Source organism: Rhodothermaceae bacterium (genome assembly GCA_009838195.1).
Classification (GTDB): Bacteria; Bacteroidota; Rhodothermia; order Rhodothermales; family Bin80; genus Bin80.
The window spans coordinates 306,765-331,847 of sequence record VXSC01000047.1 but is presented as its reverse complement, the minus strand read 5'-3'; the positions used below and the strand labels follow the sequence as shown (position 1 = coordinate 331,847).

Here is a 25,083-nt window from a genome sequence, read left to right as displayed (position 1 = left end):
ATACATAGCGCCCCGTAGCCTTATCTGACGGCCGTCCTACTATACCAGGGAATAGTGAGATAGCCGTTTCGAATTTGATTTTCCATAATATTTGGTACTTCTATCCTCCGTCAGGCTCATCACCTACGAAGATATTATAAATGAGTTCTTTCTTCAGGGTTGAGGGGATCCTTGTACGCGGACGTTTTTATCTGGCTAACCTGATCACTCCTTTCCGAACGAATTGTTGTCAGAAAATAGTACAGTCGCATATCTACTTGTGAGTCCTGATGGCCTGAGGGAACGCCGTACGCGTCTCCCAAAATACGGGCAATCTGTCCGGTTTGTTTGGGGCACTTTCCAACCCACAGATAGTCAACGTATACCGCTATTGAGCGGTGTTACCAGATCACTCCTGGATCTCGTAAACCACGATCATTGGGGCGCCGCCATCCTCCTGATGTACACCATAGGCACGGCCGCCCCGAACCACCTCAAGATTCACGGCAATTGGCAGTGTAGTGCGGCCAACTGCGTGAGATTCTCGGCTCAGAATCAACCACTCCGCCTCAGTCGCATCTTCGGGGCTACTCAGCTTGATCCATACGCGGTTCATCTCATCTACCACAAAGGTCTGAAATGCTGGCTTCGTCTCGTGTGGTTCGCGAGTTCCTAATAACCCCAAGTCGAAAGGATCCTCCGGCATCGCTCCATCCATTTCTGAATCCGTAATTGGCACCGGATCGTGCTCATAGCGGATGGTATCACACATTGATCCATCAGCGGATACAATTGCTATTTCAATCGCGTCATTCCAGCCATAGTAGAGCATATCATCGGGCCCGACGGCCAACGCCGGTGACCGGGCAAATGGAACGCCAACAAAGCCGACGCGACCTCCTCCTTCGAGCATGTAAGGAATCACTTCCCTATCCGGTACAATGCCAAGTGGGTCCGTACTGTAGCTCCCGTCTCGATTGACTTTGATAAGTTCACTGTAACGATCGTCATTGATCGTCATAGGACCATCGTCGGGTATCAGGAATGTGAACAGGCCCATCTCCATATACCACCCATCCTCGATTGCACTGACCACGGAATGAATGCTTTTCGGTCCATCTGCCTCTACATGAACGCTGCGCACATAGGAAAACTTTTCGGGATCATAAATCAGGATCTGGCTCGGCCACGATGCCCACAAGTATACAGAATCCGCTGCTCCAATGAATGGGCCGTCGATATAATATTGGTACTCACCCGGTCCCTGCCCTTCCCCTCCGACTTGGCTCAGGTAGGTGCCGTCTGCCGCAAGTGCATGAACCCGTGGGGACCGTCCCCCTTCTGACACAAATATGTCACCATTCCCATTGACCGCGATTTGGGCAATTGGCCCAAACAGAATGGTGTCTCCGGCAGATTCATCGCCAATCCGAAGGATTTCTTCCAGCGTGATCAAGACGGCTTCACCTTCTTTCTGTACGGGACCCGTGCCACGTCCACATCCAGCCAGGAGGATAATACAGAAAAGAATCAAGGGAGTAGTGAGATAGCCGTTCCAGGTCTGCTTTTTCATGATATAAGGGGCTTCCGAGTTATCACAAATTCCCGCCGCCAATTTGATCCTCATCAAATCAGTCGTACACGAGAACATCGTCACAGTTCCTCTTCAATACGTTCGTTGAGTCTTGCCAGGGCGATAAAGAGGGTTTCCAACTCTTTATAATAGGTGTTCGTCTCCAACTCTCTCTTACGCGCTTTGAGTAGGGCAATCTGGCCTTCAAGGGTGGTACGTTCACTTACCAGCGTGGGATTGCCTACGAGCATTTGACTGCGTCGGAGCCAGGTAACGCCTGCCGCGAACCCATCGGTTGATTCATCAAGCATCTCTACGCGTGTCCCCTGTCTGTCTCCATTGTCATCAAGCAAGCTGTGTTCGGTGGCCAGATGCCCCTCACGTTCATAGTGCCGTGCCGTCTGTTCTGCAGTATACTGAAAGACTTCCTTGAGGGACAGACTCCCATCGCGGTCAAGGTCTGCGGCTGGCTCAACAAGGGCCTCAGTCAGGTATTCTGGGAAGATCGTCTGATTGCGTTGCGTTCCGGTCCGGGTAGCTGTGATCACAATTCTTTCTGGTGCACTGAGTGCTTGGATGAACGGACCGCTGGCACTCATGGTGCAGATCCAAATACTGCGTCTCACCCGCAAATTATTTAATAACGCTGCATAGTCACTCCCACCCAGATCCCGTCGAGGGATATTTAGCGCCGACTGTTCTCCATTGTAGCTTCCGTGACCGAACAGCAGGACATAGAGTTCGTCTTCGAGAGTCAGTTCCTCGCTGAGTTCGGCGAACTGTGCGCGGATATTCTCAGCGGTTGATTCACCATGAACATATTCGCTTCCGGCAAGGGCCCGCTCAGCCAGCACCGTCACATGTTCATTTTCGAATCCCAATGGTCCGATCAAAGCGTTATACGTATTCTCCAGATGAGAAGCAATCCGGTTGGTTTGTTCGGGGGCGCCTCCCAAACCACCAATAATCAGGGCGTGACGCTCCTGCGCATTCGCACCGCTGACAATGCAGGCGAAGATCACAACTAACGTAAGCCCTGTCGCCTTCGATAAAGCCATTCTCCACATAAGAGAAGTACGGATAGAAGAAAGAGGAACGGCATATCCCATAAGTAAGCCGCTTGATACACCGATGTACTCGTTCGACGAGATCGCAGATTCATTGGCACCTCGGAAGCTTTTGCAGGCTCGTAGTAAATGGTTGCCAACTGCTCCAGGAACTCCTGCTTCAAGGTCGCATCATAATACTCAATTGGTTGATGACGAACCAGATAGCTCCGCTGATCGCGTCCAATCAGCTCGTTTCCTTCCATCGCTTCAACCATGACCTCGTAGACGCCTTCCCTCTCGGGGGCAAAGCGTAGTTGGAAATGTCCCTCTTCAGAAAGTTTTTCGCTGGTAGAGAGCGATTGGATGGTTCCATCAGGGGTACGGATCGCCGCGCGCACTTCTGTACCACTCAGCGGGAGGTACGTCTCATCATAGACACGAACCCCCAGTTCATGAACTTCTCCTGGTGGAAGCCGGGTGGCGGAAGTCTCCAGATCAACCTTTCCGGGAGCACTTGCAGCCAGCCAGCGCGCGAACTGCTGCCAGAACCGCTCATGACGCTCGTCGTCTGCCTCAAGTAACATTTGCCATCGCCAGGTACTGCTGGTCGCGAGTGCAGCCGTTCGACCTTTCCCATACCGCTGAACTGTCAGGAGCGGCTCCTCTGGACCATACTCATCGTCCGGTTTTACCGCCAGAACCTGCGCGCCAGGCTTGGCTCCGCCCAATAAATTGATACTGGTGAGCCGGGGCATCCCACGCCAAAGCATCTGGTTGATAGAGGGGTCAGGTGAGAGCTTCATGAATGGATGCTCAAAGCCTTCGGGGGTCGGTGCAAAGATATATCCACGATCGCCCTCTTCGCGCTCAAATCGGATCGGAAGAATCTGTGCCCGGGTAAAGTCAAGCCGTACCGGCAGCATATCTGCTACCGGTGTCCCGGCGTAGTCGCTTTCTGCGAATGCGTTGCGTCCCCCCAGCATCACGAATCCACCACCCCGGACACGAACAAATGACTCAATGAGTTGCAACTGGCTCAAAGAAAAAGCGGAGGCCTCCACATCCCCTAAAATGATGGCATCAAAGTCATAGAGGACCTCTTCTTCAGTCGGGAATCCGCCAGTCAACTCATCAGGGGACCGAATGCCCTGACGATAATACTTACCGGTTCCTGTACGTGTGATCGCTGCAAAGCTGATCACCTGATCGGATTCCAGCGCGCGTTTGACGAACTTGTAGTCCTGACGTAAATGCCCCTCAAAATACAGCACGCGTAGCGTATCAGTGCGGGTATCAACCAATAGGGGCAGTGAGTTATTGAGGGTATTGAGTTCATTGGCCGCCGGTTCGAGGGTGATCTGGTATTCCCGGGCGCCATCGCCTGGTGGCTCAAAAAAGAACTCCATTTGGTCTACCAAGCCATTCCCCTTGAGTCGAACAGACTCGGAGAAGACTTCAACATCTCCGTCGTAGACAACAATTCTCGCCGGGTCAGGCTCCGGGGAAGCACTGCGGATTTTCACCTCAAGCTCTGCTCCGGCCTGCTCCCCCAATCCCTTGTGGGCAATTACCTCAAGCAGTTCCCGTTCAGTATTAAATGCCGAGCTACCCATACCCAGTACGTGGACGCCAATGCCCTGATCGCGAAGCGCATTTGCCTGTTCCAAGGCATCCAGGCGGCTTGCGGTATTTCCATCTGTCAGGATGACGACTCCGGTCAGGGGTAGCCCCCGAAAATCAATACGCACCCGATCCAGTGCCGCTGCAAGGTCTGTTTCATGAGCAGGGACAGCCTGATGAATACTGTCCACCCTCGCGGTAGTTGATGCGAAGGTGTAAAGCCGAACCTTGAAGAGATTTTCTATACTGGGGATGATTCCCGACTGGGGGTGAACAAGAAGCTGTCTAGCCTGCTCAAGTCGGGTCTGTCCCTGTTGCCCATCCCGCAACAGCATACTGTCGGAAGCGTCCACGACGACGGCGACGAAATTTTCATCAGGGACAACCTCGGGCACAACCAACTGTGGCTCAAACAGCGGGAATATTAACAGCAGTGCGGCGATAGATCGCAGTGCAAGGCTGGTTCCCCGTACATGTAGGGGCGCCTCACTACGCAGGAATGCGGCTCCTAGAACGACCAGGACTCCTGCCAACACTACCACTGCCAATACATTGAGGTTCAGGCTTATCGTCCCTTCGGCAAACTGGACCGCATCGAACTTGAACATGCTCCCTACTGACTAGGCCGTCTGGAGAGCGATTCATAGTATTTTTCGATCAAACCCTCGTACTCGGCAGGTACCTCTCCGCGGCGACTCCCGTACAGCTTAGATTCCAGTTTGACGGTTTCCAAGGCTTCTAGAAGTTGCGTTTCGAGTTGAGAAAGCGGTGTATAGATATCTCGATCGAAGAATGCTTTGGCGGACTCTTCATCAAGCAGTACTCCGGTGTGATCTGCACGCGCGAGTGAATTCTGGATTCCTGTAGCTGCACGTTGGCCGTCACGCACGCCTTCCTGCAGGGTGCGCGCTGCCTCTCGTACTCGGTTCATCTGACTTTCCAGTCGTGCCATCTGGGCGGGAGATCCGCCATCTTCACGCATGCGTTCTGCCTGCGCTTCGAGGTCCTGCAGTTCGCTCCGAAGTTGTTCAATGTCCTCAAGCGAACGGCTCAGGGTTTCCTCTTCGGTGACGGGTAGAGACTCGCTCAACTCACGCTGAATCGCTCTCAGGCCTTCCAAATCTTCTACAATCTCCTCCTGAATGCGTCGGGCAGTTGGCATCCAGCCGTTACGCAGCGCCTGCCCGGAGTTTTGCATATCCTCTGGGAGTGCACTGCGATGAAATTCCTGTCTAAGGTTGCGCGCAGCCAGTTGCGCTTCAGAGTTGGATGATTCGAGCATTTCTGCCTGCTCCAGAATCTCTTCCAGGTTTTCCATAGCCTCCATGCGGCGATCCACCAACTGATCCAGATCTTCACTGGTGGGGCGGTCCCCTGCTTCGGTCAGATCTTCGCCCAGAGCCTGCTCACCGTCAATGAATGCGCTCAAATCGTCACTCAGTTGCTGCAGTGCACGCCGATCCGTTCCACGGGTTTGTACTCGCAGGGATTCCTCTAGAGATTGGAGTGAGTTGGCGGCCTGCTGTTGCCGTCGTGCAGCTTCTTCGGTATCTCCTCTTCGCAGTGCACGCTGCGCTTCTTCCATATTGCGCAGAGCCTGGTTCATATCATCCTGGGCTCGCCCACCCGATTGTTGTCGTCGCAGGCTTTCCAGTGACTCTTGCAATTCTTCCTGGCTGCGTTGGAGGCGATCAACAAAGCGCCGCCGATCCTCTTCCGTTTCAGGGGGGCGCTGCTGTGCGAGTTCCTGTTGTCGCTCGGCTAAATCCCGCACACGTCGCAAGGCATCGTTCTCCTCGGCGCTTGCCGCTGCGGCAGGTGCTGACTGCGGAGATTCGTACTTGTCTCTGGTGATGTCCAGCTCCAGGTCCATCAATTCGGACATGCGTTCTTCGGTTGCGTTGGCACCTCCTCCACCCTGGCCTTGCTGTTGCCGTGCCACTTGTCGCTCGGTATTTAGGGCATCTGCCCGGAGCAGTTGATTGAGCGCTCGGCGCTCTGGAGTCAGAGCTTCACGAAGGCGTTCGGCGGATAGCTCCTCAAGAACCTCGTCCATTTCATTGACGGCAGACTGAAGATGTTCGGCGACTTTCTGTTGCTCGGGGCTGCCACGCAACTCAAGCGAAAAGGCGGTCGTACGCAGACGCTCCTGAATATTTGCCTGGAGGTTACGCTGTGCCTGGATGAGCGCTTCCAGAGCCTCATCAAAATCCGGCGGCGGCTGCCGCAGTAACCGCCAGGTTGCAGCAATAATATCCTGTTGGCTGACTACGAGACCTCCTTGACGCCCCTGCATGCCCGCCTGTCCTCCACCGGCGTTTGCCAACTGTGAGAACTGCTGCTCAAACGGCACGATCTCTACAAAATACATGTCGGAAGCCTCTGAGTGTAGAGCATCCGCGGCCTCAATGTAGTAGGTGATTACGTCTCCGGGCTCCAACGTGTAGTCTTCTAAAAATAGCAGATATTCTCCGGTTATCTCGGTTCCGCCTGCATTCTCAAGCAGGTCAATACGAATCTCCTCCTCCCCATTGACTGAGTAGTTTAGGTCAAAAGAGGTAATCCCGTAGTCGTCGCTGGCATCGGCGGCGATCAGCACCTCTTGGATGGCATTGGCACGCAGGTCGCGTCCAGGTTCCTGTAGCGTGATATGCGGGCGGGCATCTTCAATCGGTGTGATCAAATAGGCTCTGGGAAAACGGTTCGCGCGTGCCCGATCATCCTCGAGCTGTACGGTGTAGCGGTCTTCTTCCAGAAGGTCAAACTTTCCGCGGAACCGGCCCGGCTCTATCTTGGAGAGGGGGATATCCGCTCCGTTTTCCAGTGCCAGAGTGGCCTCGTCAGCCACATGATTCGTGTGCACGGTTACGGTCACGCGTGATCCTTTCAGCCCCTCAATATCCCCCTCATCCTCTTGTGTTCGCACAGGAAGGTTTGCATAATCAGGAGACTCATACGTGGCGTCAATCTGTGCAACTTCGGGAAAGAGGTAGACCGAAATCGTGAATGGATCCGTACGATAACGCCCGGACTCAACATAGTACTGTATGTCTTGCTGGATGTCCGCAAGTTCTGCGAGGTGTGCACGGGGATCTTTTCCCGGGATCATTGGCTGACGCACCCACTCGCCGCTCCTGTCCTGATGTACGAGAAACACATCACCCCGCCCTTCTGATCGAAGGGTCGCAACGACAGGAACGGTATCTCCCTGATCAACTTCTACGTCTCCTGGAGAAACGACCAGGTAGGGGGTCCGTAGACGTGGCTCTGGAGGAGTATCCAACTGCAGCCGATTGAGTTGTGTAAGCCCACCAACAAGACAGGCACAGGCAATCGTCAAGGAGGATGCAATCCACAGGCGCGCTCGGAGTCGCCCGAGCATTGAGCGAGGAACCATAGATCCTATTTGATGCGCTGCATCCCGCAGAAGGGCGGTTACGACTTTCTGGTCTGCTTCACCAGGAGCCGCCTGGACGGCACTGTTGAGACGATCTTCGAGATCGGGGTGATGCTCCTCAATGAAGAGGGCGATCTGCCCATCGGTAATTGTCTGCGATCGTCGTTGAAGTAGCCAGAACAGTGCTGCCGGAATAAAGACTGCCAGTGCCAGAGCTCCCCAAAGCAAGCCCGCTGTGAGATAAGGTTTAGACCATAAGAGGGTAAAAAGAAGTAGACAACCTACCGCAACACAGACTGCAAGGTACTGCCGACGTGCACGCTGGGTAAACTGTTTGCGTACATCTGCGATCAACCTACGAATGGGACGGTTATCCTGGGACATCCGGTTATCGCCGCGAGGCGAGCATGGTTTCGAATGCAAATACTCCAATCATAATCAATAGCACAATCTTCCAGAGTTTTTGTTCTTGCTCTGCCTTTTCCAGTGGTTGCGGCGCAAGCACCGGCTGTGTTGACCGGGCTGCAAGGGCTGCATACACTTCTTCAACATCCCGGGCGGAAAGATTGCTTTCCAGGGGACTGATATTTACAGAGAACGATTGTTGATCTCCATTAAGTCTGGCATCATAGTGGCCGGGAAAGTCTGTATCCTGAAATATCCCCAGACCAGTAGAATCCAATATAACACTGAATACATCTCCGTTTGGATTTGCAATGGTTACCTCGTCTGCCGGTAGCCCCCGGAACCCCACAGCATCCCCCACATGGAATGTCTGTCCCGTACCAGATTCCGGGCTCGCATACCGGGCAATCTCGTACAGCAGTGGTAGATAGACTTCGCTCAGGGCGAGGTCATTCCAGGCGGTGCCCAGACTGGAGGTGAATACAAGCACGCGTCCCCGCCCGAAACGACGTTCAATCAGGAGGGGAGCTCCTGTATCAAAGGTCGCAAGCACATGTGCCGAAGAGTCTGGAGTCACCTGCACATAGCGCCGGAACTGGGGTCGAAGCACTGATCCTGTACTGTGCTGAGCCAGCGGTGCGAAGATGGGGTGTTGGGCATCAATCTCCGCGATAATTGCGTCGGTGCCCTGGAAGTCGCGCGCGCGTACCGCACCTGCAATCACGCCTGCGCCCAAGAGCGGCGTCTGTGCAAGTCCGCCCTCATCAAAAGCTAGGAGGACTGTTCCTCCACTGAGGGCGAAGTTCTCTATGGTGGTCCAGTCGCCGGAGGATACCGCATTCGCAGTCGTGATAATTAACAGGTCTACAGCATTCAAGCGGACGGGGCGGGGACCTGCGTCGAATCTGTACCGGCTTGCATCTTGCAGGTCAAATGCACTTTCGAGAAAGAACGCGTTGCGCATGCCCGGGCTGCCATCAACTGCAAAGATGCCTGACCGTGGATGGACAGTATAGGTAAAGTAATAGTGGTCATCAGGGCCGGGCACAGGATCATTGACGTGTAGATCGCCTTGATAGAGGCCGGGCCGCTCCACCAGTTGCTGGAAGGCAGGAATGCGCCCTGTAACCTCATCCATCACTTCTGCGCCAATACGGAGTGTAACGGCTGCGGTGGTTGGGATCCGGCCATCAAATTGGACAGAAACCAGGGTTCCGCGGCGCTCCTGGGTGAATTCCACATCTTCGAAAAACTGATTATCCGAGGAGTCGTCTCCTACCTTGACAGGTTCGACTGTGATGTCATCCGGCACTTGCAGATTTTCCAGGATCGGGCTGAAGGCCGACTGTTGAAAATCGGAGATGAGCACGATCCGGCGCTGCTCAAATCGGGCGCCCTGAAGGATTTCTGTGCCGAGTTGCATGGCGGGATAGAGGTCGGTAGTCCGGTAGTCGGGGGATTGTGCATTGAGCGCAGCTTCGTGCACGGAGGGGTCATTGTCGAGCGGGGTCAGCTGCTCTGCAGCATCACTAAAGCGGACCAGGGCCCACTCATCACCGGTTTCCAGGTTCAGGCGGGCTTGTTCGACAGCCTCCTCAAACCGCGTGTTGTATTGCATGCTGTAGGATCCATCCAGAAGGATGACGACAGACTCCTGCCCGGCTTCCTGCAGGAAGGGTAAGTCTTCGGGTGGAATGAACGGACGCGCGAAGAGCAGTGCCAGGAGCATCAGTATTCCGGCTCGGAGCAGCATCAGGAGGATGTCCTGCAGGCGTCGCCGACGAATTCTCTGAATCGGGGTAGCTTCCAGAAACATGTGCGTACTGAAGGGCACCTCACGGGCCTTGAGCCTTCTTACCAAATGCAGCAGCACGGGGATTAGTGCGGTGAGTCCTGCAGCCAGAAAGAGAGGAGTGATGAAGGACACGGCGACGTAGGGTCAGCCTCTGCGCCGCGAGCGTGCAGAGAGGTAATGAAATAGTGCACCATCCAGCGGGGCATCTGTCCGAAGTACGGCATGGTCAATCTGCAGCAGCCCACAGATGCGGCGCAGTTGGTCCTGATGTGCCTGGAAATTCTTCTGATACTGTGCTCGGGCCGCCTTGGCATCAATCAGCATTTTGGCATCTGACTCCACATCCAAAAGCTCAACCACATCCTTAAAATCGAATTCAATCTCCTGTGGGTCCAGGATTTGAAATACCAGCACATTGTGGCCTGTAAACCGAAAATGTTGCAATGCGCGCTCAATCGTGTTGATATCTGTAAACAGGTCACTGATCAGGACGATAAATCCGCGTTTGCGATGGCGTTCCGCAACGGCTTGCAGGGAACGCTCCAGGTTGGTTGCAGCATCTGGGTTCGCCTCTTCGAGCGCACGCAGGAGCAAATGCAGGTGTGCCCGGGTGGCGCGTGGAGGTAAATGTTTGCGGACCTCAGTGTCAAACAGTGCCAACCCACAGGCGTCCCGTTGACGGTTGGCCAGCCATGCGATAGCTGCTGCCAGAAACCGGGCGTAGGTCAGCTTTGTCTGCCCCCCAGAGCTATAGTCCATGGATCGACTCATATCCAATAGCAGATGCAGGCGGGTATTTGTCTCCCCCTCGAACTCACGGACAAAGTAGCGGCCTGTTCGTGCAAATACTTTCCAGTCGACCTGGCGCACATCATCCCCAAATACATATGGGCGGTACTCCATGAAGTCAACACTGAATCCTTTGAAGGGACTACGGTGAAGCCCTGCAATAAACCCCTCAACGACAGAGCGGGCCAGAAGCTCTAGGGACGAGATCCGGGCTAGAACATCGGGTTGAATAAACCGGGTTGCTGCCTGGGCCATTGGCTAATCCTCCATCTTCCAGAGGGCAATGCCACCGGTCTGTTGCCCTGCCTGAATGGATGCCACCCGCATGGCGGAGGCCAGATGGATCACATCTACGGTGCCAGGCGCCGCCCCGATTCCTTCGGAGGTCACAAAGGCATATTCATTGTCTGGAGTGATCACAACTCCATGAGGTATGGGACTGGAGGTTGGAATGCGGGCCCGCTCGGCTAATGTTGATAGATCAAGGATGCTTACCGCCTGGGCACTTTTGAGGGTAACAACAAGGGTAGATCCATCCGGCGAAACAGCCAAATTATAAGGAGCTCCAGAAGCCGGTATCTGTTCCAGTACAGATCCTTCTTCCGTGTTCACGATCACGACTTGGTCCGAGCCATTGGCTGCGACATACGCCTGTGGCTCATGAGGATGCAGGGCAACCCATGTTGGCTTGGTTCCCATGCCAAGCGGAATTTTGCGGAGAACGCGCAGGTTCAGGGCATCAAGTTCGACCAGAATATGGTCCATCATCGCAACGGAGTAGTGCCGGGTACCGTCTGTTCCAAAGGCGGAGCCGTGCGGCATAATGCCGGTCGGAATCTGGCTGACTTCCAGCATCATCTCCGGGTCGACCACAGAGATAGAGCTTGGTTCAGGGTCGCCATGCAGATTGAAATTCACCACGTACAACAGGCCCGTGTGCGGAGAGATTGCCATGGATGCGGGAAACAGGCCCAATGTTGCAGCACCCATGGGGCGATGGTCGGCCGTGGAATAGCGCACCACACTTCCATTGGGTTGACCATGTGCAATAGAGACAAACAGGGACTTGCCTTCCGGGTCAATGGCAAGTCCGTGAGGACCTTCGATTTCCGTGTGGATGAGGCCGACCTCAATGGTATCTGTAACGGCCAGCGTCTGGCCATCAAACTCAACGAGCATGACGGTATCGTCGGACTCATTGGCGACGTACATGGAATAGATCTGGGCAACTGCTGCCTTGGCGGCGAAAAGACAAAGAAGCAGGGCAAGTAGGTGAGGCATAGAAAGGGAAACCTGACGAGTCAACCTAACAAAAATAAACCTTGGATCCATGATGATACGGCAGAACAGGACTTTACTGAAGTCAGGGATCCTCGTTCCGACTGGAGTTGAGTGCGGTGGCGGATTCCCGGTTTGTCATTGAGGAGTCCCCCTGAGCGGATAGATTATGGGGCGATCGAGTTGAGTATGGAGGAACAGGATCTCTAACTGTTGAATTCTATTTTAGGCCTGTTTTGAAGGGCAGAAATAGATTTTTTCCCACTTCATAATTGGCCCAGGCAGTCGCAGAGAAGTTAACCGCAAGGAACAAGTTTGCACGATATTTGTGAATAATATGGGTTGGTGAGGCATTCCGTCTCGTCAGTCCCTACGTCTCAGAGCTATGCGAAAGCCCGAATCTTCCATACCAAAACCACTGACGGCAGCGTTTGACCGCGGGCCTGCGAGACATTTTCACGGGCGGACACGGATCCTGCATAATTTCAAAGAGCTTTTAGAACGTGCGATACAGGCGAAGGATGGGACGACCTTTCTGGTTCAAGGTGCCCCCGGCGCTGGGAAAACTGCTCTTTTATCCGAATGCGAAAAATACGCCCTGGAGAGTGGCTGGGGAGTCGCTTCAATTCCCCCACATGCTCTCTGGGATCCTGGAGCATTACTTCATGGCCTTGGAGGTGGGAAGAGACTAAGAATTGCGGGGGGATCTGGAAAGGTGGGCTTTGATGCAGTTGTGAAAGTCGAGGCTGAGTTGGATTTTGCAGTGAACCAACAAAACGGTACGGTGCTGGAGATACTTGAGGAGGGAAAGAAACCATTACTTCTCATGCTGGATGAGGCGCAAGTGCTGGGGATGATCGACATTCCGTCGTCCGATCGGTGGGTGGTCACCAGCGTTTTGAACAGCATCCATAATGGTGGTCTGGGTAGACCGGTCATCCTTCTGGCGGCGGGACTGGGAATGACATTGAAATCCTTTGAATCACTGGGAGTTTCGAGATTTTCAAGGAAATGTTTTATGCAATTAGGAGCATTGAGCAACGAAGCTGAACGTGCAGTGATCAGGGATTGGCTCACGAAGGATGGTGGAGCCAAAGGAGATCCGAATGTATGGATTGATGCCATTTCTCAGGAAACCTCCGGCTGGCCCCATCACATCTTATCCTATGTGGATCCCGCTGCTGTAGATCAACTGAAAGCAGACGGTGGGAGCATGACAACGGACGGATTAAATGCCGTACTGGAAGTTGGACGGGAGGGTCGCAAAGCATATTATAGAGAACGATTATACGGTTTCCCCGAGGAAGAACGTCAGTCCCTTGCAAAAGCATTTGCAAGTGTTTCATTAGGAGAAAGTACGACCCGTAGTGCGATCGTGTCCACCCTAACACAAGATATTGGTTCTGATAAAGCAGAAGATTTATTTAACCGGGCATGGAACAAGGGCTTACTGGATGAGCGCGATGGGCGTTACGTCATCCCGATTCCCTCCATGCAAGATTGGCTCGTGACAAATTACACTCGTGAGAAGATCAAATTCCCGCAGCAACCCCAACCCATCCGAAACTTGAATAAGCCGAATCCCGGGACAGACTTGAGCGGCCGGTGACTTGGTCACCTCCACCACCGAAAGCTTTGGGCGCCATAACCCGGGGGAAGCTCCGATTTACTGTTATTGGATGCTCTAATTTCTGCAATCTACGGTGAATCCAGAAGGCTGTCGTTTCCTTCAATACGCCTCAAAAACGCTATATCTTTTGGGTTTCCCTCCCCGTAACCCCTCACATTGGCTCTATATTCCTACTCGCAAGGGTAAGCATCGCTATAGGCGCAACGAGACAACCCCTCACGTCTCCGATTTCTGGTAACTGGGCTTACCAGCCTTCCGCTATCGTTGACCTCGTGGGGGATCCCCGTCTCTACTGGAGTTGAGTGCAATGGCAGATTCCCGGTTTTGTCATGGCGGGGCAGGCATCTGGTTTCATATACGCCCGTCCAGTAACCTTGAATTCACTCGCTTGTCACTTTGTAGGGGGTATTGCACACAACGCAGGTGACGGTTATATCAATCCCAACTAAGGGGACTCTACTCTGCTTCTTGCATCCTGGGCAAGAAATGATTCGTTTCTCCAAGGCTGGCGGTAACATTCCAGCTCTCAATGTTTTCCCCATAGGAATCTGCAATAGGTTACCCGCCTCATCCAGTGCCTTGACCACCGTCATAATGGGAGCATTAAAGAATTCTTTCCTGGGGTTCAATCGGAAGTCTTTCAGTAATTGATGTACATATCCCTCAGCAGCCAAATTATCAGACACATGGACAAAATAGACGAGTTCAAACTTCCTGTACACAGATGTTGACGCGCTGAGTTGCTCGATTCGCTTGGAAGGAGATACTTGGGTTTGTCCAATCTTGAAGACAGCGTCTACAAAACATGGATTCCGTGCCACATAGATCCATCCGAGGTGTTTGTATTCCCGGCGACGCTTGTCAAATCCTTCGAGAGCGACCTTGCTCGATAACTCTGCTGAATAGAATGCTCCCGGTGATTTCAAGAGTTCTTCTATTAATTCCCATTGCTTCATATTTCACGTTGGGGATTACATGTTTTGGGTATCCCGAGTCGTTATTGGCACAATACTTCAGGTTGTTTCTGCCCATCCAGTCGCTGATTCTGATGCCATAATTTTCGTCTGCCTTTCATGAAGGAGTTATCCATTTGAGTTGATATAGAAATCACGAATTTCTGAAAAGTCGTTCCTTCCAGATTGCGAGTCCAAAATAGCAGGCGGCGCTCAGGATAAGCGCTCCAGTAGTGACCCATTTATTGCCAAGCTGTAGGGCGACGATGATCAGTGCTAGACCCGGTAGAGACAAGAGGAGGAAATCCCAATAAGGCGCAATGCATTCCCGCCATGAAACGCCTGCAAGTCGGAGAATCACAAATAACTGGATGCCACGCACTATCGCACCGGCTATGCCAGCGGCAATCAGCATGGTGTCGACACTTCCTGAGCGTCCTCCCAGGATCAAAGCTGATGACAGGCATACGAGTAAAATCAATGCCATCAGAAAATCCAGCCGCTGACTTTCGGTCACATCGTAAACCCGTGTCAGTGGAGATACAATTGAACCCAGTACCATCCAGGCCGCAATGTAGGTGGCAAAGATTCCGGCCCGCCGCCAGTCGACTCCGAGCCATAATTCAAAAAAATCCGGTCCTGCAAACATCACAGCGAGTACCGGGAAGATCCCAACCATAATCAGGCGGCGATGCACCAGAGATGTGATTGTGGCCAGCGTTCCGGATAATTGCGCCTCCGCTGCACTGATAAAAAAAGGATGTGCGACAGACCGGCCTACATATGACATCGGAATCGCTATTGCGCCGAAGGCAGCCGCGTAGTATCCAAGTTCTTCTTCGGCGGTTGCAGTATCAAAGAAGAACGGGACCAGAAGCACGGGCAGGTATCCCGTGATCGCTCCAATCATTGCCGAAGGCGTCGAAAACAGGGCAAAACGCCGATAGCGGATTGCAGCCTGGATCATGCGTTTCCAACTCAATGCTGAACCGATTGCAGCGGCGCTGCGACGCAGGGCCATCCATATGAGTAAGGTACTGGAAACAATGTGTCCGAAAATAAAACCACCTATGTGTCCTGCTTCATTGGCATGGATCGGTGGAGATCCTGCACCGATCCGTCCCGTCACCAAGGCCAAAGTCAGTCCCACATGACAGGCACTGATGTGCCTGAATGCCCGTTTGCGGACCAACCAGAATTCTGCAATCTTCCCTGAGCGCATACAGATTAGTGTAAGCGGGACCAGGGGTAGATAGGGAGCAATCGCGGGAAAATCTAGGAGGTCAGCAATTTCGGTACTCCAGAAGGAGAGAACAGTCAGGACGGCTGCACTCAAAAGCATTGCCGCGCCGGAGAGCCAGATCAGTACGGCAGCATCCTGATCCTTCTTTGGAAGCATCAGTGCATCCTCATAGCGCAGTGAAGCAACTGCGCCGACAAGTCCCATGATCGTAACAAAGTACTTGCCAATGCCGATCTCTTCGGGCAAATACAGACGTGTGATGACCCCGAGTGCAAGGTATAAGATCACCATAACAACGCCACTAGCTGAGAGTAGCGTCAGTATAGGTCCGCTGAGCCCCTCTGTCGAAAATAGGCGGCTCAGTTTTTTCATGACTCCGGTTTGATCTGCCATACGGTCCAAGGGGCCGCTTGGTAAACGAGTTCAAACCCGTTAGGGGCTGCCCTTTCCTGGCGCACAATGTAGTCTACCCGGTACTTGGCTGCCAGTTGTTGGATTTCTGGTGGTGGAAGAGACATATAGGCACTATCCAGCGCAGCGATGAACCGCGCGCCACCGCGTGGCGGTGGCATGACGGGCGCAAGATCCAGAAGTCTGGTGAACCACTCTGTCATGTAGGGCTGATGAAAAGGAACTGCTTTGAAGTTCACAATCACGGCACGTTGTGCCTGGGATCTGAAGTGGTCCCATCCAGGAGGGACGGCAAAAATCGCGTTGATCTCCGTAGAGTCACGCGCCCATACCGCAACCTGCTCCGCAGGGGATTTCTCAGATGCCGGCCGAATGCCCAGCGCATCAGGGGAAATAATAAGGAGCGTGGCTGAGATGAGAACTGTTGCACCAAGAGCATAATGTCCATGATCAAAAAAAACAGTTAGGGTACGTCGATAAAATTTGAGAATCAGTTGTGCCACTACGTTGGAAATCAGAACTACACAGAACACCTTGATCAGTACGGTAAGCTTAAAGAGTTGTAACCGGGCGATCATGTCAACCTGCAAAACTTCCGTGCACAAAAACGAGACGGCACAAAGCGCAGCGATAATGGTCAGAGATCGGCGAACTAGTACACGGTAAGTTCCTGGCATACGCGAGAATGCGGCAAGCCCTAGTCCGAGCAGGAGTGCAAAGCGTATAGCCTGCTCAGGGTCGAACGAAGTCGGCATATAGTGATGCGGGGCGCGGAATTCGAACAGGATATAGAAGTAGGACCAGAGTCCCTCCGGGTTCGGGCGTGTGAGTTGGAACCAGATCAGTGGCCCCAAAGCCGGCAACGCCGATAGCGTAAAGTAACCTGTAAACAGGTAGGGTTGTCGCCCCGACCATCCGTGTCTCCATAGAAGCAGAAGTGTGCACACCATGGCAACCTGCAGACCAACCAGCGCCTGTATCCAGACTCCGAGGCCCATCAGAAGTGCTGCCCGGGCGAGTCGCCCGCGCACGAAAAACACCAGACCCCATAGGCTGAATGCCCAGGCCGGGATACTTGGGGTGAGAATCCATGTTACTAGGTCGTTTCCTCCCAGTGTAAACTTGGGCGTGAGCAAGAGGGCCAGAATGACACAGATCGTAGCTGCCAGTCGTTCACGAGTCAGTTGCAAACCCAGCGTATACAATGCCATGCTGATCCCAAACCAGCTCGCCACATAGATGCCCAGGATGGTCGCATACGGACCAAACAGCTTCGCGGGGAGCCAGGCGATAAGAACAAAGAGAGTTCGGGGGCCGAAGGTGTCCAACTGGACATTCACAAACCAGTCTGACAGGTACAGGTTGGCATCCAACAGGTGCATGAGGTAGGGCAAAATCTCATCCTGGTCGCTAATCGCATAGTCATAGCCCCGCCAGAGGAGGTAAATCGTAAGGGTGAGTAGTGGCAGATACAGGGGTGGGCGCATTCCCATCCCCGTGAGCAGCCGTGGCCACCGGCCAGTACGAAGCTGCATGATTAACGTCCAATATGAATCCGCGGCCGTCGCCGCAGATGGTAGTATTGTGTCAGCACAGGATTGAAGGAGCGCTTGAACTCGGCGATAGAAGGCGTGTTTGCTCCGACAAAGTCAAATTGGCTGATCCCGGATTGGGATAGAATCGGAAGCAATTCGCCAATCAATACCGTCATTGCGGGCCCGGGGATACTACCGGCGACCCAGTAATGCGCCGTATGTCCATCATGCAGGAGGATGAGACCAGCCTCGGGGGTATTTTCCCGCAGTGCGACAAAAACCCGCGCCCATTCTCCCATCGCTTTTGTCAAGGCTCCCAGTGCTGCTGGCTGGGCAGGTAGGGATCGGCCATGTCTTTTATAGCTTTTTGCACAAAGATCAATCACTTGCTGTGCGCCAGTGGGATCTTCCTGAATGTCGTACTCGGATACCTTGGATTTCCAGGTCCTGCGCGCCCCACTGGACCAGTTTTCTGTATTTGCGGGCAGGTCAATAAGGTAGGTGAAGAGCGGTCGTACTTGCCAGCCGCGCCACTGCGCAGTACGGGGGTCCGACAAGGGAACCAGCAGGTCTGCTTTGCGGCTGATTTGTTCGGCACAGCTGAGAAGCTGGTCCAGAGGGCTCTGCTGCCGGTGAACCAAGTGCGCACGCGGTGGAGTGGGCAAAAGCAGCGCAGAGTATTGTGTGCACGGAGGAACGACAATGCGACGAAGTGCCCCGGCCCCTTTTAAATGTACCAGCAATGCCGCGTCTTCTTCGTGAAAACAAATCTGTGGCTTCAGCCCGAACACATTGCCAGCTGCTTCCGCATAGTGCAGGGATGCAAAGATCCCTCGTGTGCGCTCCCACAGTTCTTGATAGCGGGCACACGCACCGGGGTCGTTCAGGTTGTAGATAGAGGTGGCCACCAGCGTACGGCTATAGGATATACTGGCTGAGGTCGCGGTTCCTCACAATGGCACCAAGACGTTCCTCCACCTGATCGGCATCCATGGAAATCTCCTGTGCAGAGCTGCCGTCAGACTCAAAGAGCAGATCTTCCAGCAGTGTAGTCATGATTGTATGGAGTCTTCGGGCACCAATATTCTCTACTTCGTCATTGACCTTGGCGGCAGTGCGGGCGATGAGTCGAACTGCATCGTCCGTAAAGTCGAGGATAATCTTTTCCGCTTCCAAAAGTGCACGATACTGTTTGAGCAGAGCATTGCGGGGCTGTGTAAGAATCAGATAGAAATCTTCCTCACTCAGCCGGTGCATCTCTACCCGGATGGGGAAGCGTCCCTGCATTTCGGGGATGAGGTCGCTGGGCTTGGCCACATGGAAGGCTCCGCTGGCAATGAACAGGATGTGGTCTGTCCGGACCATCCCATGCTTTGTGGTAACTGTTGCCCCTTCGACCAGTGGCAGCAGATCCCGCTGCACTCCCTCACGTGATACATCGGGTCCTCCTCCGTTCTTACTGGCCCGGCTTGCGACCTTGTCAATCTCGTCAATGAAGACAATGCCTGAATCTTCAACGCGCTTGAGTGCCTCCTGCGTCACAACATCCATATCAATGAGTTTCGATGCCTCTTCTTTGGACAGGAGTTCTTCGGCTTCTGACACCGTGACCCGGCGTTTCTTGCGTCGTTTGCCTCCAATATTTCCCAACATGTCTTGAAGGTTCATGCCCATTTCTTCCATTCCCATTGGGCCAAACACCTGCAGCATTGAAGAGGACTGCTCCTTTTGGACTTCGATCTCGATCTCACGGCTTGCAAAGCGTCCATCCCTGAGTCGTTCTCGGAATTTCGTCCGTGTTGGAGACTCTTCCGGGGCAGCGTTTTCTGAATGGCCATTCTCCAGATCGAGTCCGGTGACGGGTGGGGGAGGGAGGATCACGTCAAGAATACGCTCGCGTGCGAGCTCGCGTGCACGCTCCTGTACATGGGCTTCATGCTCCTGTCGCACTAGGCGGATCGCACGGTCGGTAAGGTCACGGATCATGCTTTCCACATCGCGGCCCACGTACCCGACCTCCGTGAATTTTGTAGCTTCAACTTTGACGAAAGGGGCGTCAACCAGCTTTGCCAGTCTCCGGGCAATCTCTGTCTTTCCCACGCCGGTGGGGCCCATCAGGATGATGTTACTGGGTAAGATTTCATCCTGGAGATCACCGGGCACCTGTTGACGGCGCCAGCGGTTGCGCAGTGCAATCGCGACCGTGCGTTTGGCCTCGTCTTGCCCAATAATGTAGTTATCCAGCTCTGCCACGATAGCACGTGGGGTCAGCTGCTCGTTCATTGCCATCAGATTAGTCTTGGATCATGGACGCCTTTGCCGCGGTTTGCAGCTTAATCGTCGTATGCGTCACTAGGATTACTTTCAACTTGCTCATAGCTCTCCTCGTCCTCGCGCACCATCGCCTCATGGATCGCTATAACGTTGGGGTGGTGGTAATTGATCAGCAGCACCGTATAGTTAAAGGGGAATCCCTTGCGTTTTTCCAGCCAGACCGCCCCCGCGTCATTCAGTTTGCCGACAATCACCTTCGGGTCGTCATGGTCTCCAAACATGTCGGAGAGTTTCCGCAATAGGGGCGTGAGATAGATCTCCTCGTATTGCCCAAAGAAATGTTCAATAATTTCCAGCGCGATGAGCGCCGTTTCATCTGTGATTTCGACAACCTTTTCGGGGGCCGTCGTCAGTCCAGATGGGCGGACAGGAGTTGAAGCCTCGGTGCTTTCTTCCTCGGTCGGGTATGCGTGAAGGGTTTCATTCAGGAATTTATCGGCATGAATGAAGAGATCCGAATACTCTCCTGAATAGTTGATGCCAGGAGGCTGGAATGTGATGGCAAAGCCACGTACGTTTTTTCGTTGGCAAAAATTGAGTAAAGGAAGATAGAGGCGGTTACCAGTAATCAGGAAGATGGCTCGTACATCTTCCCGGTCTTGCAGCATTTCGAGTACGTCAACGCAGATCTGGATCTCAGAGGCATTGGACTGCAGAGACGCGGGAACAAACCTGGGTTCCAAACCGGCCAGATAGAGGCTTTGCTGAATTTCTGGATCTGCGGATCCGATTGAGGCGAAGTCAGCATAGGCAACCGGAGCATCTAAATTGAACTTCAGTTCCTGCTTTACATGGTGCAAGGCGGAATTCAGCAATGCATTGATCACATATTTGGGCCTTGTGCGTTCGGTCGCATTTCGGTCAATGTAATCGAAAAGATTATCGTAGTCCACAAACATGCAGGCGCGTTGAGTTGAAGCTGTGTCGGGCGAAATTCGGTTTGGCATGGTCATGTGTATTCGAATCTATTTGTTGCCGGAATCGTCACCTATCTCAAGTACGGTCAGGGAGTGATTGGTATACACGCAAATATCTGCGGCAACGCGGAGGGAATCAGTCACAATTTCTTTTGCAGTCAACTGTGGAGCGTGCTGGATCATGGCACGTGCGGCGGCAAGCGCGAAGGCTCCCCCGCTACCAATTGCCGCAATGTCATCATCGGGCTCAATGACATCTCCGCTACCACTAATCAAGAGCAGTCGGTCAATTGTCCCAACCACCAGCAAGGCCTCTAGCCGGCGTAAATATCGGTCGGTGCGCCAGTCTTTGGCGAGTTCCACAGAAGCACGCGTAAGGTTTCCCCCGTATTGCTTGAGTTTGTCCTCGAAGCGTTCAAATAAAGTAAATGCGTCGGCAGTAGATCCAGCAAACCCGGCAAGAACCTCCCCATCATAAAGTCGGCGAACTTTCTGGGCCTTGTGTTTCATCACCGTATTGCCTAGGGTTGCCTGCCCATCGGATCCGATTGCGACCTTTTTATGGCGTCGAACACCGATCACGGTCGTGCTGTGCAGTGGATGCTCCTGCATTCGTGAATTCTAGATAATAAGTATGTAACTGAGGGACGTGCAGGGCGCACGCTGTAACTTTACTGACACCTAAATCCTATGCGTCAGGCTCTTCATGATTTTAATTAATATGGTCGGGGTTCAATAAAAAATTCAGTATCAGGCCCCCGGTGCCTGTGTGGTATAGACAATACGCTTAGTTGTTCCCTTCCAAGGGGAGATCAATCAATTCATTGATGAATGATTCTTGAATTTCGCGGATCGGTGCATGACGTCCTTGAAAATGATTTGCAAAAATTACAAACGCCAACAGGGGGCCATCGTTTTGTGTGATGTATCCTGCAAGGGAGTTCACATTGCCGAGCGTTCCTGTCTTCGCACGTACGCGCCCATAGCCAGGGGAATTTCGGATAAACCGGTACTCGAGGGTGCCGTCCTGCCCACCGACAGCCAGGGAAGACAGAAACGCGTCGCGAACTCCAGGGTTGGGATGCAGGGCCATGTAGCGAAGCAGTGCGATGGTCATCGCCGGAGTGATGAGATTCTTGCGGGAGAGCCCAGAGCCGTCCACCAACTGCAATCGGTCCGTCTCGATCTGTGCGTTCTCATAGGTTCGCATACTGGCTTCAAGACCCATAGCTGCCGAGCCTGGTTCAAAATCGCCGGGTTCCGGGCGTTCGCGCCCCAGGGTTTTCAGCAAGTGCTCGGCATACAGGTTGTGACTCTCTTTATTCACGGTCGCCACCAACTCAGATAACGGAGTCGACGTATGGCTCGCAATCACGCGGGCCGTCGAGTAGTCAGGATCCAGAGACAGATCATCCACATCAAGGAGTTGTCCATGAACATGAATATTTCGGGATGCGAGGATCGTGCGGAGCCCATGCACAAAATAAAGAGTCGGATTATGGACAGTGACTGCCTCGGGGTCTGAGCGTCCAACCGGCACTTGGCTCGATACAACAATCTGGTTTGATTCGGGGATACGGGTATGCCCTTCGACAAGTTCTTGTCCCCGTGGGAGGGTGAGTGTCTGGTTGTCGATCACCAGAAAGCTTCCCGAATCAGGGGTAATGGATAGTTCTCCCCTGGCCCCCGGCTTCGTAGGATAGGCATGTAGGTCCACAACCGCGTCGTAAAACGTCAATCCGCTGATTTGTGCAGCATACCCATAAACCAGGTCCTCCCAACTCCAATCTGCGCCCAGTGGCACATCATCGAACACATTGTCGTCCCCGATGAGGTTTCCACGCACTTCCTGGATCCCTAGAGCCAGCAGGGAGTCGGCGAATGCGTGAAAAAGATTCATCCAGTCGTCTCCGGCAGCCCCTGTGGAAGGATCTCCCGCTCCCCGCACGAGCAGGTTTCCCTCCAGAACACTTCCAGTTTGCGTTCCCTCTGCGTAGAGTCTGGTTACATAGCGGTAGTCAGGTCCCAGCTGATCCAGTACTGCAGCAGTTGTGAACAGCTTGGTAACCGAAGCAGGCACAAAGCTGCGAGCTGCATTGCGGGTGAAAAGAGTGTCTCCTGAAGCCACCTCCACCACCATGCTTCCCCACCATGCGTGTGGGCGGGTATCAAGAACCGAGTCCAGTACACTTTGTGCTTTGCAGAAACTACTGGGGAGCAGCAACGCAATCAAATAGATCAAAGGGCGCATACACTTCATAGATTATTCGGCCGTGGTTTCGGTTTGGAGTTGGCCTGAGTGACGAAGGACAACAAATGCGAAGTGGGAGGTATGCAGGGGGGCGGCAGGTTGAATGCGAATCTCCCAGAAATTACTTCCCTGCTGCGCCCGATAGGCGGTAATTGTGCCGACAGGAATATTTGGTGGGAAGACCTCACTGGCGTCATGTGTGACCACGCGCTGGCCGATCTGGACATTTTGTGTCTTCACAATATTACTGAGGATCAACGAGTCCGGGGTACTGGTCTGACCCGAAACGATGCCAACGGCACCGAGGGTGTCAATCATGACGGGGACATTAAACTGTGAATGCAGGTAGGGCATGACCTCACTGTAGTCCCGGCTGACCTGAACAATCCGTCCCAGTATTCCCATATGGCTGATCACAGCCATACCCATGTCTACTCCCTGTGCATGTCCTACATCCAGGGTAAAGAAATTGGTGACTCCGTAGGGCTCACGTGCAATGATGCGAGCGGCAAGCATCTCAAATTCGCTGTTGCGCTTCCATCCCAGTGCCTCCCGCAGGTCTTCATTCTCGCGCCCGGCAATCCGTAAGCGATTGAGTTCGTTCGTCAAACGTAGATTGGAATCTCGCAGTTGCTGATTTTCACGTAGAGAGCGTGGGATTTCCGCAGCCCAACTGATCCGATACTCAACGGCTCCGACAATTTTCAAGGTCTGTGCACGAATACCTCTCATGAGTGGGCGATTCGCGTTCGCCATGACGAAGGAGGAAATAGCAAGCAGAACGAATAGAAGGATGAATGTACGTAGGCGGAGCAGAAGGTCAATCATCCCGTCGCATGATTAAGAGGTCATATAGCGTGGTCAGGCCGCAACGCGAAGCCTTGGTCGGCTATGGAGCAAATATTACAACAGAACATCGGTGTACGGGGATACATCTTCCAGAATTTTGCCGGTTCCGCGCACCACAGCAGTGAGAGGATCTTCAGCAACATAGACAGGGATGTCTACACGGTTGCGGATATACTGGTCCATTCCATGCAGGAGTGCTCCCCCTCCGGTGAGCATAATTCCCCGTTCAAGAATATCGGATCCCAGTTCAGGGGGTGTTTTTTCCAGGCATTGGACCACCGCCGAAACGATATTGCCGATCACTTGTGAGATCGCGTTGCGTACTTCCTGAGAGGTCGTGGAATGCACCTTCGGCATGCCACTGCTTGAATCCTGTCCTTTGATGTACAATTCCATTTCCGGCTCCATCACGACGGTGCTCCCAATTTCTTTCTTGATCCGCTCCGCAGTCCGCTGCCCAATGACCAGGTTATGGTAGTGTTTGAAGTGGGACAGGATCGCCGCATCAATGGCGTTGCCTCCCACGCGCACGGATTGATCAACCACGATCCCACCGAGTGCGATCACCGCAATTTCGGTCGTGCCCCCTCCGATATCCACGATCATATTTCCGATTGGCTCATGCACCGTCAGTCCGATGCCGATAGCGGCAGCCATTGGTTCTGAGATCAGGTAAACTTTTCGTGCACCGACATGCTGAGCACTATCTCGGACGGCACGTTTTTCGACCTCCGTAATTCCGCTGGGGATGCAGATCACCATCTGGCGAATGGTTTTGATCCATCCGGTCTGCACTTTTCTGGTCAGGCCGCGGATCAGTTGTTCAGCCATCTCAAAATCCGCAATGACGCCGTCCTTCAGGGGACGCACGGTCTCAATATTCTTGTGCGTTTTTTCATGCATGGTTAATGCATCGTTCCCAATGGCAAGCACTTTCTCGGTGCTTCGGTCATATGCAACAATACTGGCTTCACTGAGGACGATTCCCTGTCCTTTCACATAGACCAGGGTGTTGGCTGTGCCTAGGTCGACCGCCACATCGGTATAAAAATTATAGAAGCCCATCGGCCGTTCT

18 protein-coding genes are annotated in these 25,083 nt (G+C 53.4%); 1 reads left to right on the top strand and 17 read right to left on the bottom strand.

Annotated elements, in window-relative coordinates; all coding sequences use genetic code 11:
* Positions 1 to 388: 388 nt before the first annotated feature.
* The 7 genes from F4Y64_11715 to F4Y64_11685 are packed head-to-tail and all read right to left on the bottom strand — an operon-like array spanning position 389 to position 11,939.
* Positions 389 to 1,630, bottom strand: coding sequence for a 6-bladed beta-propeller (locus tag F4Y64_11715; protein ID MXX98264.1), 1,242 nt, complete (start codon positions 1,628 to 1,630; stop codon positions 389 to 391).
* A gap of 2 nt (positions 1,631 to 1,632) precedes the next feature.
* Positions 1,633 to 2,610, bottom strand: coding sequence for a hypothetical protein (locus F4Y64_11710; protein ID MXX98263.1), 978 nt, complete (start codon positions 2,608 to 2,610; stop codon positions 1,633 to 1,635).
* A complete protein-coding gene (locus tag F4Y64_11705) occupies positions 2,577 to 4,829 on the bottom strand; it encodes a hypothetical protein (protein MXX98262.1) in 2,253 nt (750 codons plus the stop codon). The genes F4Y64_11710 and F4Y64_11705 overlap by 34 nt, the downstream gene beginning before the upstream one ends.
* Before the next feature lie 5 nt (positions 4,830 to 4,834).
* Entirely contained in the window at positions 4,835 to 8,002 is a 3,168-nt protein-coding gene (locus tag F4Y64_11700) for a hypothetical protein (GenBank protein MXX98261.1), read from the bottom strand.
* Positions 8,003 to 8,006: 4 nt separating this feature from the next.
* A complete protein-coding gene (locus F4Y64_11695) occupies positions 8,007 to 9,950 on the bottom strand; it encodes a VWA domain-containing protein (protein MXX98260.1) in 1,944 nt (647 codons plus the stop codon).
* Positions 9,951 to 9,962: 12 nt separating this feature from the next.
* The gene (locus F4Y64_11690; protein ID MXX98259.1) at positions 9,963 to 10,862 is read right to left on the bottom strand and encodes a DUF58 domain-containing protein; all 900 of its coding nucleotides are present in this window, start codon (positions 10,860 to 10,862) and stop codon (positions 9,963 to 9,965) included.
* Between the two features lie 3 nt (positions 10,863 to 10,865).
* Positions 10,866 to 11,939, bottom strand: a complete 1,074-nt coding sequence (locus tag F4Y64_11685; protein MXX98258.1) for a YncE family protein — start codon at positions 11,937 to 11,939, stop codon at positions 10,866 to 10,868.
* 331 nt (positions 11,940 to 12,270) lie between these two features.
* Between F4Y64_11685 and F4Y64_11680 the strand changes: the two genes are divergently transcribed.
* On the top strand, positions 12,271 to 13,494 hold the full coding sequence (locus F4Y64_11680) for an ATP-binding protein (protein ID MXX98257.1): 1,224 nt from the start codon (positions 12,271 to 12,273) through the stop codon (positions 13,492 to 13,494).
* Between the two features lie 401 nt (positions 13,495 to 13,895).
* Here F4Y64_11680 and F4Y64_11675 read toward each other — a convergent pair whose 3' ends face one another.
* The 10 genes from F4Y64_11675 to F4Y64_11630 form a co-directional block, all read right to left on the bottom strand.
* Positions 13,896 to 14,471 (bottom strand): GIY-YIG nuclease family protein, encoded by a 576-nt coding sequence (locus tag F4Y64_11675; GenBank protein ID MXX98256.1) that lies wholly within the window; start codon positions 14,469 to 14,471, stop codon positions 13,896 to 13,898.
* A 151-nt stretch (positions 14,472 to 14,622) separates the two neighbouring features.
* A complete protein-coding gene (locus F4Y64_11670; GenBank protein MXX98255.1) occupies positions 14,623 to 16,104 on the bottom strand; it encodes an oligosaccharide flippase family protein in 1,482 nt (493 codons plus the stop codon).
* Positions 16,080 to 17,657 carry a hypothetical protein gene (locus tag F4Y64_11665; GenBank protein ID MXX98254.1) on the bottom strand — a complete coding sequence of 526 codons (1,578 nt, stop codon included), beginning with the start codon at positions 17,655 to 17,657 and terminating at the stop codon, positions 16,080 to 16,082. The genes F4Y64_11670 and F4Y64_11665 overlap by 25 nt, the downstream gene beginning before the upstream one ends.
* A gap of 2 nt (positions 17,658 to 17,659) precedes the next feature.
* Positions 17,660 to 18,586 (bottom strand): GNAT family N-acetyltransferase, encoded by a 927-nt coding sequence (locus F4Y64_11660; GenBank protein ID MXX98253.1) that lies wholly within the window; start codon positions 18,584 to 18,586, stop codon positions 17,660 to 17,662.
* Positions 18,576 to 19,940 carry an ATP-dependent protease ATPase subunit HslU gene (hslU, locus tag F4Y64_11655; protein MXX98252.1) on the bottom strand — a complete coding sequence of 455 codons (1,365 nt, stop codon included), beginning with the start codon at positions 19,938 to 19,940 and terminating at the stop codon, positions 18,576 to 18,578. Before hslU ends, F4Y64_11660 begins: the two co-directional genes overlap by 11 nt.
* Positions 19,941 to 19,990: 50 nt before the next feature.
* On the bottom strand, positions 19,991 to 20,944 hold the full coding sequence (locus F4Y64_11650) for an NYN domain-containing protein (protein ID MXX98251.1): 954 nt from the start codon (positions 20,942 to 20,944) through the stop codon (positions 19,991 to 19,993).
* A 12-nt stretch (positions 20,945 to 20,956) separates the two neighbouring features.
* On the bottom strand, positions 20,957 to 21,520 hold the full coding sequence (gene hslV / locus F4Y64_11645; GenBank protein MXX98250.1) for an ATP-dependent protease subunit HslV: 564 nt from the start codon (positions 21,518 to 21,520) through the stop codon (positions 20,957 to 20,959).
* Positions 21,521 to 21,695: 175 nt separating this feature from the next.
* Positions 21,696 to 23,168: a D-alanyl-D-alanine carboxypeptidase/D-alanyl-D-alanine-endopeptidase gene (gene dacB, locus F4Y64_11640; GenBank protein ID MXX98249.1), complete on the bottom strand. Its 1,473-nt coding sequence runs from the start codon at positions 23,166 to 23,168 to the stop codon at positions 21,696 to 21,698.
* A gap of 3 nt (positions 23,169 to 23,171) precedes the next feature.
* On the bottom strand, positions 23,172 to 23,987 hold the full coding sequence (locus F4Y64_11635) for a rod shape-determining protein MreC (GenBank protein MXX98248.1): 816 nt from the start codon (positions 23,985 to 23,987) through the stop codon (positions 23,172 to 23,174).
* A 75-nt stretch (positions 23,988 to 24,062) separates the two neighbouring features.
* Positions 24,063 to 25,073: a rod shape-determining protein gene (locus tag F4Y64_11630; protein ID MXX98247.1), complete on the bottom strand. Its 1,011-nt coding sequence runs from the start codon at positions 25,071 to 25,073 to the stop codon at positions 24,063 to 24,065.
* Positions 25,074 to 25,083: the final 10 nt, after the last annotated feature.

What these genes read in the sequence shown, in the direction of transcription:
- F4Y64_11715 (MXX98264.1), bottom strand. Translation starts at nt 1,630, where the DNA reads ATGTTCTCGTGTACGACTGATTTGATGAGGATCAAATTGGCGGCGGGA.
- F4Y64_11710 (MXX98263.1), bottom strand. Translation starts at nt 2,610, where the DNA reads ATGGCTTTATCGAAGGCGACAGGGCTTACGTTAGTTGTGATCTTCGCC.
- F4Y64_11705 (MXX98262.1), bottom strand. Translation starts at nt 4,829, where the DNA reads ATGTTCAAGTTCGATGCGGTCCAGTTTGCCGAAGGGACGATAAGCCTG.
- F4Y64_11700 (MXX98261.1), bottom strand. Translation starts at nt 8,002, where the DNA reads ATGTCCCAGGATAACCGTCCCATTCGTAGGTTGATCGCAGATGTACGC.
- F4Y64_11690 (MXX98259.1), bottom strand. Translation starts at nt 10,862, where the DNA reads ATGGCCCAGGCAGCAACCCGGTTTATTCAACCCGATGTTCTAGCCCGG.
- F4Y64_11685 (MXX98258.1), bottom strand. Translation starts at nt 11,939, where the DNA reads ATGGATCCAAGGTTTATTTTTGTTAGGTTGACTCGTCAGGTTTCCCTT.
- F4Y64_11680 (MXX98257.1), top strand. Translation starts at nt 12,271, where the DNA reads ATGCGAAAGCCCGAATCTTCCATACCAAAACCACTGACGGCAGCGTTT.
- F4Y64_11675 (MXX98256.1), bottom strand. Translation starts at nt 14,471, where the DNA reads ATGAAGCAATGGGAATTAATAGAAGAACTCTTGAAATCACCGGGAGCA.
- F4Y64_11670 (MXX98255.1), bottom strand. Translation starts at nt 16,104, where the DNA reads ATGGCAGATCAAACCGGAGTCATGAAAAAACTGAGCCGCCTATTTTCG.
- F4Y64_11665 (MXX98254.1), bottom strand. Translation starts at nt 17,657, where the DNA reads ATGCAGCTTCGTACTGGCCGGTGGCCACGGCTGCTCACGGGGATGGGA.
- hslU (MXX98252.1), bottom strand. Translation starts at nt 19,940, where the DNA reads ATGAACGAGCAGCTGACCCCACGTGCTATCGTGGCAGAGCTGGATAAC.
- F4Y64_11650 (MXX98251.1), bottom strand. Translation starts at nt 20,944, where the DNA reads ATGACCATGCCAAACCGAATTTCGCCCGACACAGCTTCAACTCAACGC.
- hslV (MXX98250.1), bottom strand. Translation starts at nt 21,520, where the DNA reads ATGCAGGAGCATCCACTGCACAGCACGACCGTGATCGGTGTTCGACGC.
- dacB (MXX98249.1), bottom strand. Translation starts at nt 23,168, where the DNA reads ATGAAGTGTATGCGCCCTTTGATCTATTTGATTGCGTTGCTGCTCCCC.
- F4Y64_11635 (MXX98248.1), bottom strand. Translation starts at nt 23,987, where the DNA reads ATGATTGACCTTCTGCTCCGCCTACGTACATTCATCCTTCTATTCGTT.
- F4Y64_11630 (MXX98247.1), bottom strand. Translation starts at nt 25,073, where the DNA reads ATGGGCTTCTATAATTTTTATACCGATGTGGCGGTCGACCTAGGCACA.